At 57.4% G+C, this 14,945-nt stretch carries 15 protein-coding genes and 2 tRNA genes; 12 read left to right on the top strand and 5 right to left on the bottom strand.

Features of this window, described 5'->3' with window-relative positions; translation table 11 throughout:
- The first annotated feature begins 83 nt into the window (after positions 1-83).
- The 4 genes from ACTRWH_RS09265 to pgsA all read left to right on the top strand — a co-directional run bounded on the left by ACTRWH_RS09265 (position 84) and on the right by pgsA (position 3,537).
- Positions 84-335, top strand: a complete 252-nt coding sequence (locus tag ACTRWH_RS09265) for a YheU family protein (protein WP_462826313.1) — start codon at positions 84-86, stop codon at positions 333-335.
- 110 nt (positions 336-445) lie between these two features.
- Entirely contained in the window at positions 446-1,111 is a 666-nt protein-coding gene (gene uvrY, locus ACTRWH_RS09260; RefSeq protein WP_036207973.1) for a UvrY/SirA/GacA family response regulator transcription factor, read from the top strand.
- On the top strand, positions 1,095-2,972 hold the full coding sequence (uvrC, locus tag ACTRWH_RS09255) for an excinuclease ABC subunit UvrC (protein WP_462826312.1): 1,878 nt from the start codon (positions 1,095-1,097) through the stop codon (positions 2,970-2,972). The genes uvrY and uvrC overlap by 17 nt, the downstream gene beginning before the upstream one ends.
- Before the next feature lie 7 nt (positions 2,973-2,979).
- The gene (gene pgsA, locus ACTRWH_RS09250) at positions 2,980-3,537 is read left to right on the top strand and encodes a CDP-diacylglycerol--glycerol-3-phosphate 3-phosphatidyltransferase (protein ID WP_036207967.1); all 558 of its coding nucleotides are present in this window, start codon (positions 2,980-2,982) and stop codon (positions 3,535-3,537) included.
- A gap of 4 nt (positions 3,538-3,541) precedes the next feature.
- Here the strand turns inward: pgsA and ACTRWH_RS09245 are convergent, their stop codons facing one another.
- Genes ACTRWH_RS09245 through ACTRWH_RS09230 form a run of 4 tightly spaced genes read right to left on the bottom strand, consistent with a single transcriptional unit; the run spans position 3,542 to position 7,055 of the window.
- The gene (locus ACTRWH_RS09245) at positions 3,542-4,153 is read right to left on the bottom strand and encodes an ABC-type transport auxiliary lipoprotein family protein (protein WP_462826311.1); all 612 of its coding nucleotides are present in this window, start codon (positions 4,151-4,153) and stop codon (positions 3,542-3,544) included.
- Positions 4,150-5,088: an MlaD family protein gene (locus tag ACTRWH_RS09240; protein ID WP_462826310.1), complete on the bottom strand. Its 939-nt coding sequence runs from the start codon at positions 5,086-5,088 to the stop codon at positions 4,150-4,152. Before ACTRWH_RS09240 ends, ACTRWH_RS09245 begins: the two co-directional genes overlap by 4 nt.
- Positions 5,089-5,136: 48 nt before the next feature.
- Positions 5,137-5,934, bottom strand: coding sequence for an ABC transporter ATP-binding protein (locus ACTRWH_RS09235; protein ID WP_085680795.1), 798 nt, complete (start codon positions 5,932-5,934; stop codon positions 5,137-5,139).
- Positions 5,931-7,055 carry an MlaE family ABC transporter permease gene (locus tag ACTRWH_RS09230; protein ID WP_273623275.1) on the bottom strand — a complete coding sequence of 375 codons (1,125 nt, stop codon included), beginning with the start codon at positions 7,053-7,055 and terminating at the stop codon, positions 5,931-5,933. Before ACTRWH_RS09230 ends, ACTRWH_RS09235 begins: the two co-directional genes overlap by 4 nt.
- 182 nt (positions 7,056-7,237) lie before the next feature.
- Between ACTRWH_RS09230 and ACTRWH_RS09225 the strand changes: the two genes are divergently transcribed.
- A tRNA-Gly gene (locus ACTRWH_RS09225) sits at positions 7,238-7,313 on the top strand.
- Positions 7,314-7,379: 66 nt separating this feature from the next.
- Positions 7,380-7,453, top strand: a tRNA-Cys gene (locus tag ACTRWH_RS09220).
- 21 nt (positions 7,454-7,474) lie between these two features.
- Here ACTRWH_RS09220 and ACTRWH_RS09215 read toward each other — a convergent pair.
- Positions 7,475-8,293 carry an SDR family NAD(P)-dependent oxidoreductase gene (locus ACTRWH_RS09215; RefSeq protein ID WP_462826309.1) on the bottom strand — a complete coding sequence of 273 codons (819 nt, stop codon included), beginning with the start codon at positions 8,291-8,293 and terminating at the stop codon, positions 7,475-7,477.
- A 242-nt stretch (positions 8,294-8,535) separates the two neighbouring features.
- Between ACTRWH_RS09215 and ACTRWH_RS09210 the strand changes: the two genes are divergently transcribed.
- The 6 genes from ACTRWH_RS09210 to ACTRWH_RS09185 all read left to right on the top strand — a co-directional run.
- On the top strand, positions 8,536-9,336 hold the full coding sequence (locus ACTRWH_RS09210) for an SDR family NAD(P)-dependent oxidoreductase (protein ID WP_085680789.1): 801 nt from the start codon (positions 8,536-8,538) through the stop codon (positions 9,334-9,336).
- Positions 9,337-9,346: 10 nt separating this feature from the next.
- Entirely contained in the window at positions 9,347-10,552 is a 1,206-nt protein-coding gene (locus ACTRWH_RS09205; RefSeq protein WP_199480746.1) for an acyl-CoA dehydrogenase family protein, read from the top strand.
- Positions 10,552-11,589: a phosphotransferase gene (locus ACTRWH_RS09200; protein ID WP_462826308.1), complete on the top strand. Its 1,038-nt coding sequence runs from the start codon at positions 10,552-10,554 to the stop codon at positions 11,587-11,589. The genes ACTRWH_RS09205 and ACTRWH_RS09200 overlap by 1 nt, the downstream gene beginning before the upstream one ends.
- On the top strand, positions 11,573-11,935 hold the full coding sequence (locus ACTRWH_RS09195; RefSeq protein ID WP_091643843.1) for a DUF6285 domain-containing protein: 363 nt from the start codon (positions 11,573-11,575) through the stop codon (positions 11,933-11,935). The genes ACTRWH_RS09200 and ACTRWH_RS09195 overlap by 17 nt, the downstream gene beginning before the upstream one ends.
- Positions 11,936-12,004: 69 nt before the next feature.
- Entirely contained in the window at positions 12,005-13,615 is a 1,611-nt protein-coding gene (locus tag ACTRWH_RS09190) for a long-chain-fatty-acid--CoA ligase (RefSeq protein WP_462826307.1), read from the top strand.
- A gap of 133 nt (positions 13,616-13,748) precedes the next feature.
- On the top strand, positions 13,749-14,945 hold a 1,197-nt coding region (locus ACTRWH_RS09185; protein ID WP_462826306.1), incomplete at its 3' end, for an ABC transporter substrate-binding protein.

Here is a 14,945-nt window from a genome sequence, read left to right as displayed (position 1 = left end):
TAAGTAGTGAAAAAAGCCTGATAATCGGTCTTCTACAGCCTCGCCAAACCCATTACCATGGCTGCTTTGAGGTGGAGTTGAAAATGACCGACGAAGCAGGCCACGAGCCCCAGCCGGACCCACGTGAAGAGAAATTCGTAGTGGATGTGGGGCTGCTTTCAGAGGATCAGCTTGACGGGCTGGTTGACGAATACTGCACTCGGTACCACGGCCTGAACGACACTGAGAACCCCATGGCAGAGCGGGAGCAGGTAAAATCGGCGGCTTGGCGGGGGGATCTGGTGGTCTGGTTCGATCCGGTAGAGAATACCGCAAGCCTGGGCGTGCCCCGCTGATGTTTGTGTCCTGAGCAGTGGGTCCCGGTATTGATGGATGCATCTACCGTCGGGAACCCTTAACCGGTACAATTCGTAAATTCCCATAAAAGCCGCGTGCGAGGTGAGTTTTGATCAGGGTATTGGTTGTTGACGACCATGAACTGGTCAGGTCCGGTATTACCCGGATGCTGGCGGACAACCCCGATATTGAAGTCATCGGCGAAGCATCTTCAGGCGAGGATGCTATTGATTCTGTGCGTAAAGACAGCCCGGATATCGTGTTGATGGACATCCGCATGCCTGGTATCGGGGGGCTGGAAGCGACACGGCGAATCCTGCGCATTGACGACGCTGTGCGGGTGATCGTGGTGACTGCCTGTGCTGATGACCCCTATCCAACGAGGGTGATGCAGGCCGGCGCATCGGCTTATATCACCAAGGGCGCCGACATCAAGGAAATGGTGCGTGCCATCCGCATGGCGCATTCCGGGCAGCGTTACATCAGCCCGGAAATTGCCCAGAAAATGGCGCTCAAGCAGCTTGGAGGCGGCGATGCGAGGGACGAAGACGGCGAGCTATCCCTGTTTGACCGTTTGTCCGAGCGCGAAATGCAGATTGCCATGATGGTGGTGGACTGCCAGAAAGTGCAGGACATTTCCGACAAGCTTTGCCTCAGCCCAAAAACTGTAAACAGTTACCGCTACCGCATTTTCGAGAAGCTGGAAATTTCCAGTGACGTTGAGTTGGCGCTGATGGCGGTCAGGCTCGGGTTGCTCGATGCCGACAAGGTCTGACGCACCGGCTGATACTGCCGAGGCAGGGAACAACAGGGAGTTCGATACCAAAAGCTTCCTGAAACAGTTGACCGAACGGCCGGGTGTGTACCGAATGTACGACGCCGCAGGCAATGTGCTGTATGTGGGTAAGGCCCGGAACCTCAAGAAACGGGTGACCAGCTACTTCCGCAAATCCGGTCTGGCGCCCAAGACCGAAGCCCTGGTCTCCCGAATTGACTCCATCGAAGTCACCATCACCAGCAGTGAAACCGAAGCACTCCTGCTTGAACAGAACCTGATCAAATCCCTGCGGCCGCCATACAATATCCTGCTGCGGGATGATAAATCCTACCCTTATATATATCTGTCCTCGCACGATGACTATCCCTCCCTGACGTTTCGCAGGGGGCGCACGAAGAAAGGTGGCGGTACCTGGTATGGACCGTTTCCGAGTTCCGGGGCGGTCAAGGAAAGTCTTAATATTCTACAAAAGATTTTCCGTATAAGATCCTGTAGTGAAAGCTATTTCCGAAACCGCACACGCCCTTGTCTTCAGTATCAGATCAACCGTTGCACGGCACCCTGTGTCGGTTATATTTCCCCCGAGGATTATCAGGAGGACATGCGCCACGCCACCATGTTCCTCGAAGGCAAGAACCCCGCGATCCTGCAGGATCTGATGGCGGCCATGGAAACCGCGGCGAAGAATCTGGAATTTGAGAAAGCCGGTGTCTACCGCGACCAGATAAATCACCTGCGGCACGTTCAGGAGCAGCAAAGCGTGGACGGCGAAGGGGGTGATGCCGACGTGGTGGCGATTGCCCAGGATGCTGGAGTGGTGTGCATCGTGGTGATCATCGTGCGCGGTGGGCGCGTGCTCGGTACCAAGGACTATTTTCCGCGATACAGTATTGAGCAGTCAGAAGCTGAGTTGTTAAGTGCTTTTCTGGGGCAGTATTATTTCGGCGGTAGCACCCGCCGGGAAATTCCACCGGACATCCTGGTGCCGGTGGACGTCGACGGCCAGGAACTGCTGTCCCAGGCGCTGACAGAATCCGCCGGTCGTGACACCCGGGTACGCAAGAATGTGCGCGGGGAGCGCCGGCGCTGGCTGGATCTGGCCATGACGAATGCCAGGCAGACATTGCTGACCCACCTGGCCAGCAAGGAAACGGTCTATCGCCGCCTGCTGGCCCTGCGCGACCTGCTGGATCTCGCTGAAACGCCGTCACGTATGGAGTGCTTTGACATCAGTCATAGCCATGGTGAAAACACGGTCGCATCCTGCGTGGTTTTCGACGAGAATGGGCCGCTGAAAAGCGACTACCGGCTTTACAATATCGAGGGTGTTACCGGCGGTGATGACTATGGAGCCATGCGCCAGGTTCTGACGCGCCGATATAAACGCATGGTGGCAGGTGAGGGCAAACGCCCGGACCTAGTGTTCATCGACGGTGGTAAGGGCCAGTTGAACATTGCCCGGGAAGTGTTTGATGAACTTGGTGTTACGGACATTCCGCTGATTGGTGTTGCCAAGGGTGTCACCCGGCGCGCGGGTATGGAACAGTTGATTGATGCCATGACCGGCGACCTCTATCGGGTCCCCGCTGACTCGCCGGCACTGCACCTGATCCAGCATATCCGAGACGAGTCGCACCGTTTCGCCATTACTGGCCATCGGGCCCGGCGTGACAAGAAACGCCGGCAATCCACCCTTGAGGGAATCGAAGGTGTAGGGCCCAAACGCCGCCGCGATCTGATACGTTATTTTGGCGGTATCCAGGAGCTACGCAAGGCGAGTATCGACGAAATGTCCAAGGTTCAGGGAATCAGCAGGAACCTGGCAGAAACCATCTACGCAGTACTGCATGACGAGTAGGGATAGCATGAATTTACCGAACATTCTCACCCTTTCCCGGATTCTGATGATCCCGGTTTTCGTGATTATCTACTACCTGCCGGCGCAATGGAGCTACCTCGTCAGTGCCGGCCTGTTTGCGCTGGCGGCGGCGACGGACTGGTTGGATGGTTACCTGGCCCGGAAACTGAACCAGAGCACACCTTTTGGTGCCTTCCTGGACCCCGTTGCGGACAAACTCATGGTGGCGGTAGCACTGACCGTACTGATTGAAGCCCACGCCAGTTTCATTCTGACGATTCCCGCCACGGTGATTATCGGTCGTGAGATCGTGATTTCAGCATTGCGGGAGTGGATGGCGGAAATCGGCAGCCGTGCGAGTGTGGCGGTTTCCTACATTGGCAAGATCAAGACAACAGCGCAGATGGTGGCCATTATCATGCTGCTGGCATTTCCTCCTGGTGTCGTCTGGGCCCAGGCCGGTACGGCCCTGTTGTACGTGGCAGCGGTACTGACGTTCTGGTCGATGATTCTCTATCTCAAGGCCGCCTGGCCGGACCTTTTTCCGGAAAAACACCAGGGTTAACGGGTTAGGGGCGCTGTTCGACCGTCCAGCGAATCACCTCGCGGGCCAGTGCGCTACTGGCCTCACCAAATGCCTCCACGACTGCTTCAACTTGTTCCCCTTTCGCCGGATGCTGGTACTCAAAGCGTTTGGTGGCAAGGGTATTGCGGGTGCGTTCGTCGATGAGATGCAGGTCCAGCCTGATCAGCGCTACCGGCATGCCGTCCTGATACTCGCTCTGGAACGCGCTTAGTTCTCCTGCCATGGTCAGATCACTGCGGGCCGGACTGGTTCCGGTAATAATGCCAGCGAAGCGGCCATCCCGGCGAAAGGCATCGATCAGTTGGTCCCGAACCAGGATGGGGGACTTGTTGCTCCAGCGCGCGCCCTGATAGGCCTTTATTTCGTTGCCCTCCGGTTTCACCAGAATACGCGAGCTATCAACAGGGCCTTCGGCCAGGGGCGTTACGAACCGAAGGGTTGTGCTGAATGGTTTGCTATCAGTGATGGATTCCTCAACTGTGGAAGCCGGTAACTGGAATATTCGATTGGCCGGTCGATCCGGGAACAGAGTACAAGCAGATAACGTGGCGGCAACGACCATGCAGAGCAGTGCCCGTGATGCAGTCAGTGTCATGGATTAAACTCCTGTATCGGCTCGCGGCCCAGCAGAAGGCCGGCCGGGTCGTCCTCCAGGCGGTGGATAAGACTGTCCATGTTTTGCAGCGTTGATCTCAGCTCCCGCATGGCGGGCGCCAGTTCACCGATGCCCTGCATTCCCTGGTCCAGGGAGCCCTCGTTGCGGGCGGTGAGTGCTTCAAGCCGCGCGGTAGCGGTTTCCAGTGAATCCATGGCGCTCTGGGCAGTGGCCATCAACTGACGGCCTTCCTTGTCGAGCAAAGTGTTCGCTGTGCTGCCAAATTGACGGAAGGTTTTCAGTGTGGCCTCGGTTTGTACACTGAGTTGATCGAAACTCGTAACCAGATTGCTCAGTTCGCTGCGTTGATCCATCAACCCAGACGACACGGCCTCGATGTTCTTGAGGCTGCGGGTGAGGTTGCGGGAGTTTTCCTTGGACACCATGGCATTTGCGTTGGTGAGAAATTTATCAAGCTTGGCAAACAGTTCCTCACTGGAAGCCATCAGGGTGGTAAAGGCCGAGGGTTCGGCCTGGATGGTCGGTGGGGTTTCACGGCTTCCTGTCAGCTTCTGGCTTCCGGGGGTGCCGCCCTTCAGTTCGATGTTCATGCTGCCGGTAATGTTGGTTAACGCCAGGCCAGCCCGGGTGTCTTCCTTAATGGGCACATCGTCGTATACCCGAATGAGCACCCTGACGTTGCGCGGGTCATTTGGGTCGAGGCTCAGTTCGGCCACGTCGCCCACCTCAATGCCGCTGTATTTGACCGGGCTGCCCTCCGATAGCCCGCTGACGCCCCGATCAAAAATGATTTCGTACCAGGCATAATCGCGGTCGTTGCCCGCCTGGCCCAGCCACAAGGCGAACGCGAGTGCACTGGCAAGCGCAACCAATGTGAACAGCCCAATCAGGACGTGATGTGCTCTGGGTTCCATAACAGCGTGCCTCTCCCGACTTCCTTGCTACTTTCCGGTTGTTTATGTTTATTGCCCCGTGGCCGGCCGGATGCGATTGACGGCGCGGCCTCTGGGCCCATGGAAGTAATCGCGAATCCAGGGGTCGTCAGTGGCTTCAACCACCGCCAGCCGGTCCGCCACCAGCACGCTCCGTGAGGCTAACACGGCCACCCGGTCACAGGTGGTGTAAAGGGTGTCCAGATCATGGGTCACCAGAAACACGCTGAAGCCAAGGGCGTCCCGAAGCGTAACAATCAGTCGGTCAAAGGCAGCGGCGCCAATCGGATCGAGCCCGGCCGTGGGCTCGTCCAGAAACAACACCTCCGGGTCCAGCGCCAGGGCCCTTGCGAGCGAGGCTCTTTTGACCATGCCACCTGACAGCTGGGCGGGGTACTTTCCGGCCGCGTTGGCTGGCAGGCCGACCAGTGCGAGCTTCACCCGGGCCAAGTGTTCCGCGTCAGTACGGGACAGTTTGGCATGCTCAATCAGCGGCAGGGCAACGTTTTCCTGGAGAGTCAGGGAGCTGAACAGGGCACCGCTCTGAAACAGCACGCCAAAGCGCCGTTCTACACGGGAGCGTTGTTGTTGAGAAAGAGCCTGCAACTGCTCACCAAAGACCTCTATGGTCCCGGAATCCGCAGCGTGAAGCCCGACAATGCTTCTCATCAATACTGATTTTCCGGTTCCCGAGCCGCCAACCACCCCCAGTATTTCCCGGTGATAAAGGTCAAGATTGAGATCCGTATGTACCTCATGACTACCGAAGCGGTTACAAAGGCCCTTCACGCTGATAACCACATCCTGGTGCGCGGCCTCTTTTCTCACCAGCCCATCTCCATGAAGAATATCGCTGCTATGGAATCCAGCAGAATCACCATAAAGATCGACTGTACCACGGCGGAGGTGGTGTGCTCACCGACGGACTGGGCACTTCCACTAGCCTTGAAGCCCTCCAGGCAACCAATAACGGCAATCACAAACGCAAAGACCGGGGCTTTTCCGAGCCCAACCAGAAGGTGGACGACCTTTACCTTGGTTTCGAGGATATTCAGGATTTGCGGAACCGAGATATCCAGCGCCACGACGCACACCAGCGAACCACCAATAATGCCACTGATCATGCCGACGAAGGTCAATATCGGAAGCGAAACCACCATCGCCAGCACCCGGGGGATAACCAACAGTTCCACGGGGCTCAGGCCGAACGTGCGTAGAGCGTCAATCTCCTCATTGGCTTTCATGGAGCCCAGTTGCGCGGTAAAGGCGCTGGCCGTGCGGCCAGCCAGCAGGATAGCGGCCAGCAGAACGCCGAATTCCCGCAGGAACGAGAAGGCCACCAGGTTCACGGTGTAAATGGTGGCGCCGAAATCATCGAGAATGGTGGCGCCCAGAAATGCAACCACCGCGCCCACCAGAAACGTCAGCAGCGCCACGATGGGAAGGGCATTGAGCCCGGTCTGATGGACATGGGCCACCAGCGATGTGATACGCCATCGCCAGGGTGTTGCAAGAATGCTCGCCAATGTCGCCAGTATCTGGCCGGTAAACCCAATCAACAGCCGTTGTTGATGCCAGAAGTCTTCGATTTTTTCGCCAACACCCGCCAGGAACTCAGTGATCGGGTTGGATCGGAGGGATTTTTCTCCTTCAGGGCTGGCCATCGCGTTGGCAACCAGGCGCAGCAGTTCCTGACGTTCGCTGGAAAGCCCGGGGGTTAACTCGGTAAGCTCATGGAGTTGACTGGCACCCAGAAGGTCCACCAACAGGGATGCGCCGGCGGTATCCAGCGCATTGATTGTTGCCAGATTGACCGAATGCCCGTTAGGTAACTCCATTGCGGTGGCTTTTTGGACATCCCGCTTCAAGCGGCCGTAGTTCGGAAGCGTCCAGTCGCCCGAGACGGTCAATTGGCCGTTCTGGAATTCAAGCTTGCCAGGGGAGGGCATCTGGAAATCCCGTCTCCTTTGTTGAGGATTGGCGATGGGTGTTCCTTGATACTAGCTCAAATTCGCGTGTTGGGGGTTGCTGCGTTCGAGTGCAATCGATCAGAATCTGAACTAAAACAGAAAGTTGAAAAAAGTGGTTGACGCAAACGGCCTAATCCGTAGAATACGCCCTCGTTGATCAAGCGGGAATAGCTCAGTTGGTAGAGCACAACCTTGCCAAGGTTGGGGTCGCGAGTTCGAATCTCGTTTCCCGCTCCAATTAACACAGTCTCTCAATGCCCACCTGAGAGCATAAAAGTATCGAATCCCCTTCGAACTTTTCCCGGCGCGGTGGCAGAGTGGTTATGCAGCGGACTGCAACTCCGTGTACGCCGGTTCGATTCCGACCCGCGCCTCCAATTTTTCTACCTTAGATTCAACTACCCCAGAATTCTCCGCTGGACAGAGTGCGGCATAAACCGCGTGACAAACGCAGCAATGTAAGTCTGAGGCGTAACCAGATACCTTGGCTTGGGACGTCCCACTTCCGCAGCCTGGTAAATTTTTTCGGCAACATCCAACGCACTGGCTGTAAACGGCTTGATTCTGGCGCCAGGTGCGAGCGCTGCTTCCATTGCTTTGTACTTTTCCCGATGCACCGCACTTGCCCGGTCAATCACGGGCTGCAGAGCGGCCAGGGCATGTTCTCTGAACCGGGTCGCCACGGGCCCGGGAAGCACAAGCGAGACACTTTCCAGGCTTTTGCTGTCCTGCTCATCAAACCAGAAGCTGTCGTGAGCCGCGTTCATCGCGGATTTGGCGGCACAGTAGGCGCCTTTCATTTTCTGGGGCGCTATGGATAAGACGGAGCTCACCGCGATGACCCGTAAGGGTACTTCATGTTGCTCGCAGAGCCTCAGACAGACGGCGGCCAGCTTGATGGGGCCGAATACGTGGGTGCAGAACTGCTTTTGCCACATGGATTCGGACAGATCGCGAAGCGCGCCGAATTGCCCGTAACCGGAGTTGTTGACCAGAATAACCCGCTCGGCTGCTGCAATTTCGGTTTCCAGCTCGCCCGCAAGCCCCTCGATTTTCTCAAAGGACTCAAGATCCAGCGTCATCTCCAGATCTGCGAATTCAATGCCACTGGGCTGTCGGGACAGGGCGATAACCCTATAACCTTCCCGGGCAAAGAGAGCGCAGGCCTCGCGGCCAATTCCGGCGCTGGCACCGGTTACCAGGGCGAGTTTCGTCACAATGGATGTCCTTTGGTTTGATGCCAGACCTCCCATAAAGGGAGGGTGGCAGTGACGCCTATAGTACATTGTCGCCTGAATCTACCGGCGTTGTTGATTCAGTTTTTTCACACCAGAAGCAAGATGGTCTCAGTCAGAGCCTTGTCTTTGTGACGCACTTCCGCCTCCAGTTTATTAACAATTTAATTTAAGGGTTGAATAAAACGAGCGCTCGTTCTATTTTTGTTGGCGGAGGTCGCGATATGAACAATTCCAATCAAACGAATTCAGGCAACGCAAATGGGTCAATGCGGCTAGACGGCAAGACTGCTCTGGTAACGGGTGCTGCTGGTGGCTTGGGTCAGAGCTTTACTCGTTGTCTCGTTGAAGCCGGCGCCAGCGTCATTGTCAGTGGCCGTCGCCGAGAGGCACTTGAGTCCCTCAAGGCCGAATTTCCGGAACATGCTGATCGTATCCACGTAGTCACTATGGATGTCACCAACGAGTCCAGTGTCTCTGAAGCCTTCAATACCATGGCTGATGAGGTCGCCATCCCGGACGTTGTCGTTTCCAATGCCGGTGTGGCAACGAGCAAGAAGGCTCTGGATCTTAATGGTCAGGATTGGGACCGGGTGATCGACACAAACCTCAAGGGATGCTGGCTGGTTGGCAACGAAGCCGCCCGTCGTCTCTCGGCAATCAATCGGGGCGGGAGCATCATCATGATTTCTTCCATCCTTGGTCATCGCGTGGCCGGCAACGTGGCGCCTTATGCCGCCGCCAAAGCTGGTGTCGAGCAACTGACCCGTGCCCTTGCGCTGGAATGGGCCCGTTACGGAATTCGCGTTAACGCACTGGCGCCGGGATACATAGAAACCGATCTGAACCGCGATTTCTTTGCCAGTGAACCCGGCCAGAAAATGATCCGCCGTATTCCTCAGCGTCGATTGGGGCAGGCTGATGACTTGAGTGGTCCGTTGTTGCTGCTGGCTTCCGGACTTTCCGACTATATGACCGGCAGCACCCTTGTGGTGGATGGCGGCCATCTTCAATCCTCGTTGTAAGGAGTGGGCTGTGGATTTCAATTTGGACCCCAGGAACGAGTCGTACCGAAAACGCATCCGGGATTTCGTCGAACAGGAGCTATTGCCGCTGGAGCAGAACCCGGAAGCCTACGATGAGCACGAGAACATTGCGACAGACTATCTTGAGAAGATGCGTGCAAAGGCAAAGCAGCAAGGCCTGTGGTGCTTGCAGATTCCCGAGCGCCTGGGCGGTCAGGGGCTCGATATCTCGGGTATGGCTGCCTGTTACGAGGAAATGAACCGTTCGATTTTCGGGCCGGTGGTGTTCAATTCCGCGGCACCGGACGACGGCAACATGACCGTGCTTGCGAAAGTCGGGACAGAGGCCCAACAGGAGCGTTGGCTCAAACCCATCGTTGAGGGCAGGGTGCGTTCGTCTTTCGTCATGACCGAGCCACCTCCCGGTTGTGGCTCGGACCCCGGCATGATGCAGACTACCGCGACGCGCAAGGGCGATCGTTGGGTGATTCATGGCCACAAGCACTTCATCACCGGAGCAGCAGAAGCCTCCCATTTCATTCTGATTGCGCGCACGTCTGAAGATACTCGCAAAGGTCTGAGTGCTTTCCTGTTTCACAAAGACGATCCGGGCTGGGAGATCATCCGGCGTATTCCAATCATGGGGCCGGAAGAACACGGCGGCCACTGCGAGCTGCGCTTTGATGGCCTGGAAATCCCGGACGAGAATCGGCTGATGGAGGTGGGTGACGGTCTCAAAGTGACCCAGATTCGACTGGGCACGGCCCGTCTTACCCACTGCATGCGATGGCTGGGCCTGGCGAGACGCTCCCTGGAGATTGCCACCGACTATGTGGATAACCGGGAATCCTTTGGTCAGCCCCTGGCACAACGCGAAGGGGTGCAGTGGCTGCTGGGAGAGGCGGCAATGGAGATTCAGATCGGCCGATTACTGACCATGCACGCTGCCTGGAAACTGGACCAGGGTGATTTTGCCCGAAAAGAGGTTTCCATGGCCAAAGTGTCGGTGGCCGATACCTTGCACAAGGCGGTAGACACGGCAATCCAGCTCTGCGGCGCCAGGGGGTACTCCAAGGATACCCCGTTGGAGTGGATCTATCGCTATGCCCGCCAGGCAAGGCTGGTGGATGGCGCATCGGAAGTGCACAAAATGGTGTTCTCGAGAACACTCCTGGCTGAGCGTACAGACTTCTGGCACTGGGGAGTCGAAGCCTGATGTCTGCACTTGAGGATACCTTTGCCACTTTTATCGTGCGGCAGACTGGAGCCTCCGACGCAACGGTCGTCTCTTTCGACAAGCTTTCCGGAGGGGCGATCCAGGATAACTTCGGGCTAACGCTGGATTTGGAGGGCGGTAACAGGCCCGGGCGGCACGAATTTGTGGTGAGGCAGGACGCACCGTCCGGGGTGGCCGAGAGCTTGACCAGGCCGCAGGAATTTCGGGTGTTGCAGGCCGCTTTCGGTGCCGGGGTAACGGCGCCTGAACCTCTCTGGCTGTGCGAGGATACTGCGGTCACCGGGCAGGTGTTCTATGTCATGGCTCGGGCTGCCGGGAGTGCGTCACCACGCAAGCTGGTCAAGTCGGAGTTTACTGACGAGCAGCGCCGCGCTCTTGTTCGAACGTTTGGCGCAGAGCTTGCGAGACTTCACAGCGTCAGGCCGCCGGACGATTCGCTGGACTTTCTGGCGATGCCCAACCCGGATAATCCGGCCCTTAGCCGGGTCGCCCTTTACCGCCGCTATCTGGAAGAGATTGGTGAGCCACACCCGGTGCTGGAGTGGGCACTGAACTGGCTTGAGGATAACGCCCCGGAACCAGATCTCACTGTTCTATGCCACTGCGATTTCCGAACCGGCAATTACATGATAAGCGGCGACAGACTGACTGCCATTCTGGATTGGGAATTCGCCGCCTGGAGCGACCCTTGCGAAGACCTGGGGTGGCTCTGCAGTCGCAGTTGGCGTTTCGGCGCTGATGAACGGGAAGTGGGCGGAATTGGAGATAAACAGGATCTTCTGGACGGCTACCGGGAGGTAACCGGAGCCTGCATTAGTCCGGCAAGGGTCAACTACTGGGAGGTCATGGCGCTGGTGCGCTGGGCCGCGATCGCCCTGCAACAGGCGCGTCGTCACATGTCGGGTGAGCAGCGCTCGCTCGAGCTGGCGCTAACCGGCCGCATGGTCGCTCAGATGGAATATGACCTGTTGAATCAGATTCAGGAACTGGAGGATGGCAATGATCAATCGACCTGAGACCCGTGACCTGCTTGCCGAGGCTCGCCAGGTGTTGCTCGATTCGCTGGTCCCCGAACTTGGCGGGGAGCGCAAATACGAGGCATTAATGATCGCCAATGCCATGGGCATGGCCATCCGCGAACAGGAACAGCAAGAGGCGGGAGAGCCTGAATCAACCGACGTCATGCTCTCCCGTTTTCTGGCCGGTCACGCGTTGCCGGAGGAGTCGGAGCAGGGTGAACAGACCCTGGCCAGGGCGCTTCGTGAACGCGTTGTCGACGGCAGCGACCGTGAGTTGCGGGCGGTCCTTCGCGCAATGACGGAGACACGGCTGAAAGTAAACAATCCGGGCTACCTGAAATAACCCGAACAATCCCGGATGGTGTGATTTGGGTGTGATTTGGGTGTGATTTGGATGTGACATAGGTGCGACATGAACAAGTACAAGAACCTGAACAAGACCACCGCAAACTATTCGCCACTCACCCCGCTCACGCTGCTGCAGCGGTCCGCTCGGGTGTACCCGGACAAGCTGGCGGTGATTGATGATGACATGAACCTGTCCTACCGGGAGCTTTACGCTCGCTGCCGTCAGATGGCCAGTGCCCTGAGTCGACGCGGTATCGAGACAGGCGACACGGTAGCAATCCTGTGTCCAAACTCCCACGAAATGCTTGAGGCCCATTACTCCGTGCCTATGTCGGGTGCGGTACTGAACGCCATCAACATCCGTCTGGATGCCGGGGCCCTGTCATTTATCCTGGCCCATGGTGAGGCCCGGGTTCTGTTCTACGACACCCAGTGGGAAGAGCAGGTCCGGGCCGCGGTAGCCGAGCTTGAGGTCAACCCCTTGTTGGTGGCCATCGATAGCAAGGCAGGGAAGAGCCTGGGTCTGGCGGATCTTGATTACGAAGCCTTGTTGCAGGAAGGCGACGCGGACGCAGGCTGGCAGCATGCCACAGACGAGTGGGATGCCATTTCCCTGAACTACACCTCTGGAACGACAGGCAATCCCAAAGGCGTGGTTTACCACCATCGCGGCGCCTACCTGGCGGCCATGACCAACGCCATGGCTTTCGACATGACGGCCGAGACCGTCTACCTGTGGACCCTGCCGATGTTCCACTGCAATGGCTGGGCTTATACCTGGGCAATCACCGCCGTTGGCGGTACCCATGTGTGTCTACGGGAGGTGGACAGTCAGGAGATCTACCGGCGGATCGAAGACTACGGTGTGACCCACATGTGTGGGGCGCCCGTGGTGATGAACCTGCTGATACAGGAGCTGGGGCGCGCGAGCCTGACACTTTCCCGGCCAGCCCAGTTTGCTCTGGGCGGCGCAGCGCCGCCGAGTAGCGTGATTCGCAAGGCAGAGGAAATCGGCTTCCAGATCACCCACCTGTATGGCCTGACCGAAACGTTCGGCCCGTCGACACTCTGTGTGCCTCAGCCGGAATGGCAGCAATTGCCGCTGGAAGAACGGGCGTTAAAAATGTCCCGCCAGGGCGTTTCCACGCACGGCCTGGATGAAGTTGCGGTGCTGGATATGGTCAGCGGGGAGGCGGTACCTGCAGACGGAAAAGCCATGGGCGAGATCTGTATTCGTGGCAACACGGTGATGAAGGGCTACCTGAAAAATGAGGAAGCCACCGAAAAGGCCTTCAGCGACGGCTGGTTCCACACCGGTGACCTGGCCGTCATGCACCCGGATCATTATGTCGAAATCCGTGACCGCGCCAAGGATGTGATCATCTCCGGCGGCGAAAACATCTCCAGCCTGGAAGTGGAGGAAGTGCTATACCGCCACCCGAAAGTGTCTGAGGCGGCAGTGGTGGCCATGGCCGACGAAAAATGGGGGGAGGTTCCCTGCGCCTTTATCAATCCGATCGATGATGGCGAAGAACCCACGCCCGAGGAAATTATCGCCTTTTGTCGGGAGCAAATGGCGCACTTCAAGGCGCCGCGGAAGGTGGTGTTGGGTGAGTTGCCCAAGACCGCCACTGGCAAGATCCGTAAAAACATTCTAAGGGACACGTTGTCCTGATGACTGCGCTGGCCATGGTCAGCAGGAGGTTGCGATAACGCGAACGACGAACATATGACAATGAAATCGTGGCTTGATTTAACAGGCCTGAAAGTTCCAGTGACAAAAAAGACAAGAACACAGGAGCATTACCATGAAAACATCAAGCATCAAGAAACTGCTGGTTGCGATGACCGCAACCGCTACGCTTGGTACCGCAGGTATCAGTTATGCTGAGGAGCCCATCCGGCTCGGGGGCCTCTACATCCTCTCTGGCAGTGCTGCCACCTATGGTGAGTTTGCCCAGAAGGGCATCAACCTGGCAGTGGATGAAATCAACAGCTCCGGCGGCATTCTGGGTCGTCAGGTCGAAATGGTCTATGAGGACACCCAGGGGAAGGCTTCAGTAGCCATCCAGGCCGCTCGCAAACTGGTCTACTCGGAGGGTGTGGACGCCCTCGTGGGCCTGGACAGCTCTGGCGTGGCACAGGGTATGGTTCCAACCATGCCGGAGTTACAGAAACCCCTGATCATTACCCACGCTGCCACGCCGGATGTCACCGGCAAGTTGTGTAATTCGTTCACCTACCGTATCAGTGTCAACGTGGCCCAGAATATGAAGGCCGCCGCGCTGGTGGCTGCAGAAACCGATGCCACCAACTGGACCACCATCGGTCCGGACTATGCCTTCGGCCATCAGTCCTGGGAATTTTTTGGAAACTACCTCAAAGAGATCAATCCGGACGTCAACCTGATGTCAGAGACCAACTTCCCGCGCTTCGGCGCCGAGGATTTCACCCCGTTCATTGACAGGGTCATGGACTCTGACGCCGAGGGCGTTCTGATCTCTGTCTGGGGTGGTGACCTGGTCAATTTTGTCCGCCAGGCAAACACCCGCGGGTTCTTCGAAGAGGACCTGGAGGTCATGTTTACCGTGGGCGCAGCGACTGAAGTACTGACCGCACTGGGCGAGGAAATGCCTGAGGGAGTGCACCTGTCTACACGTTACTGGTACGAGGCCTACGACAACGACATTAACGACCGCTTCGTGAAAGCCTACCTTGACGCCTATGGCAACCCTCCCAGCTATAACGCTGAGGGTGCGTACGCTGCCATCTACGCCTATAAGCAGGCGATGGAAGCGGCCGGCAGCACCGAGGGGCCGGCTGTTGCCAAGGCGCTCAGCGGCATGAGCATGGACGCCCCGAACGGCACGGTGACGTTCCGCAAAGGCGATAACCAGGCCATGGTCAGCCCGAACTGGGGTGTTTCCGGCTCCATGCATCCAGAGCATGGCATCCGCACGCTGAACAACCTGCAGATATTTGACGGCGAGAAAGTAGCCCGCACC

Source organism: Marinobacter sp. G5_S1_61_S3, assembly GCF_054968585.1.
Note: the sequence above shows the minus strand (reverse complement) of the source record. Positions and strands in the feature narration are given on the sequence as shown.

What these genes read in the sequence shown, in the direction of transcription:
- ACTRWH_RS09240 (WP_462826310.1), bottom strand. Translation starts at nt 5,088, where the DNA reads ATGGAACCCAGAGCACATCACGTCCTGATTGGGCTGTTCACATTGGTT.
- ACTRWH_RS09195 (WP_091643843.1), top strand. Translation starts at nt 11,573, where the DNA reads ATGATCAATCGACCTGAGACCCGTGACCTGCTTGCCGAGGCTCGCCAG.
- ACTRWH_RS09200 (WP_462826308.1), top strand. Translation starts at nt 10,552, where the DNA reads ATGTCTGCACTTGAGGATACCTTTGCCACTTTTATCGTGCGGCAGACT.
- ACTRWH_RS09230 (WP_273623275.1), bottom strand. Translation starts at nt 7,055, where the DNA reads ATGCCCTCCCCTGGCAAGCTTGAATTCCAGAACGGCCAATTGACCGTC.
- ACTRWH_RS09265 (WP_462826313.1), top strand. Translation starts at nt 84, where the DNA reads ATGACCGACGAAGCAGGCCACGAGCCCCAGCCGGACCCACGTGAAGAG.
- pgsA (WP_036207967.1), top strand. Translation starts at nt 2,980, where the DNA reads ATGAATTTACCGAACATTCTCACCCTTTCCCGGATTCTGATGATCCCG.
- ACTRWH_RS09210 (WP_085680789.1), top strand. Translation starts at nt 8,536, where the DNA reads ATGAACAATTCCAATCAAACGAATTCAGGCAACGCAAATGGGTCAATG.
- ACTRWH_RS09190 (WP_462826307.1), top strand. Translation starts at nt 12,005, where the DNA reads ATGAACAAGTACAAGAACCTGAACAAGACCACCGCAAACTATTCGCCA.
- uvrC (WP_462826312.1), top strand. Translation starts at nt 1,095, where the DNA reads ATGCCGACAAGGTCTGACGCACCGGCTGATACTGCCGAGGCAGGGAAC.
- ACTRWH_RS09245 (WP_462826311.1), bottom strand. Translation starts at nt 4,153, where the DNA reads ATGACACTGACTGCATCACGGGCACTGCTCTGCATGGTCGTTGCCGCC.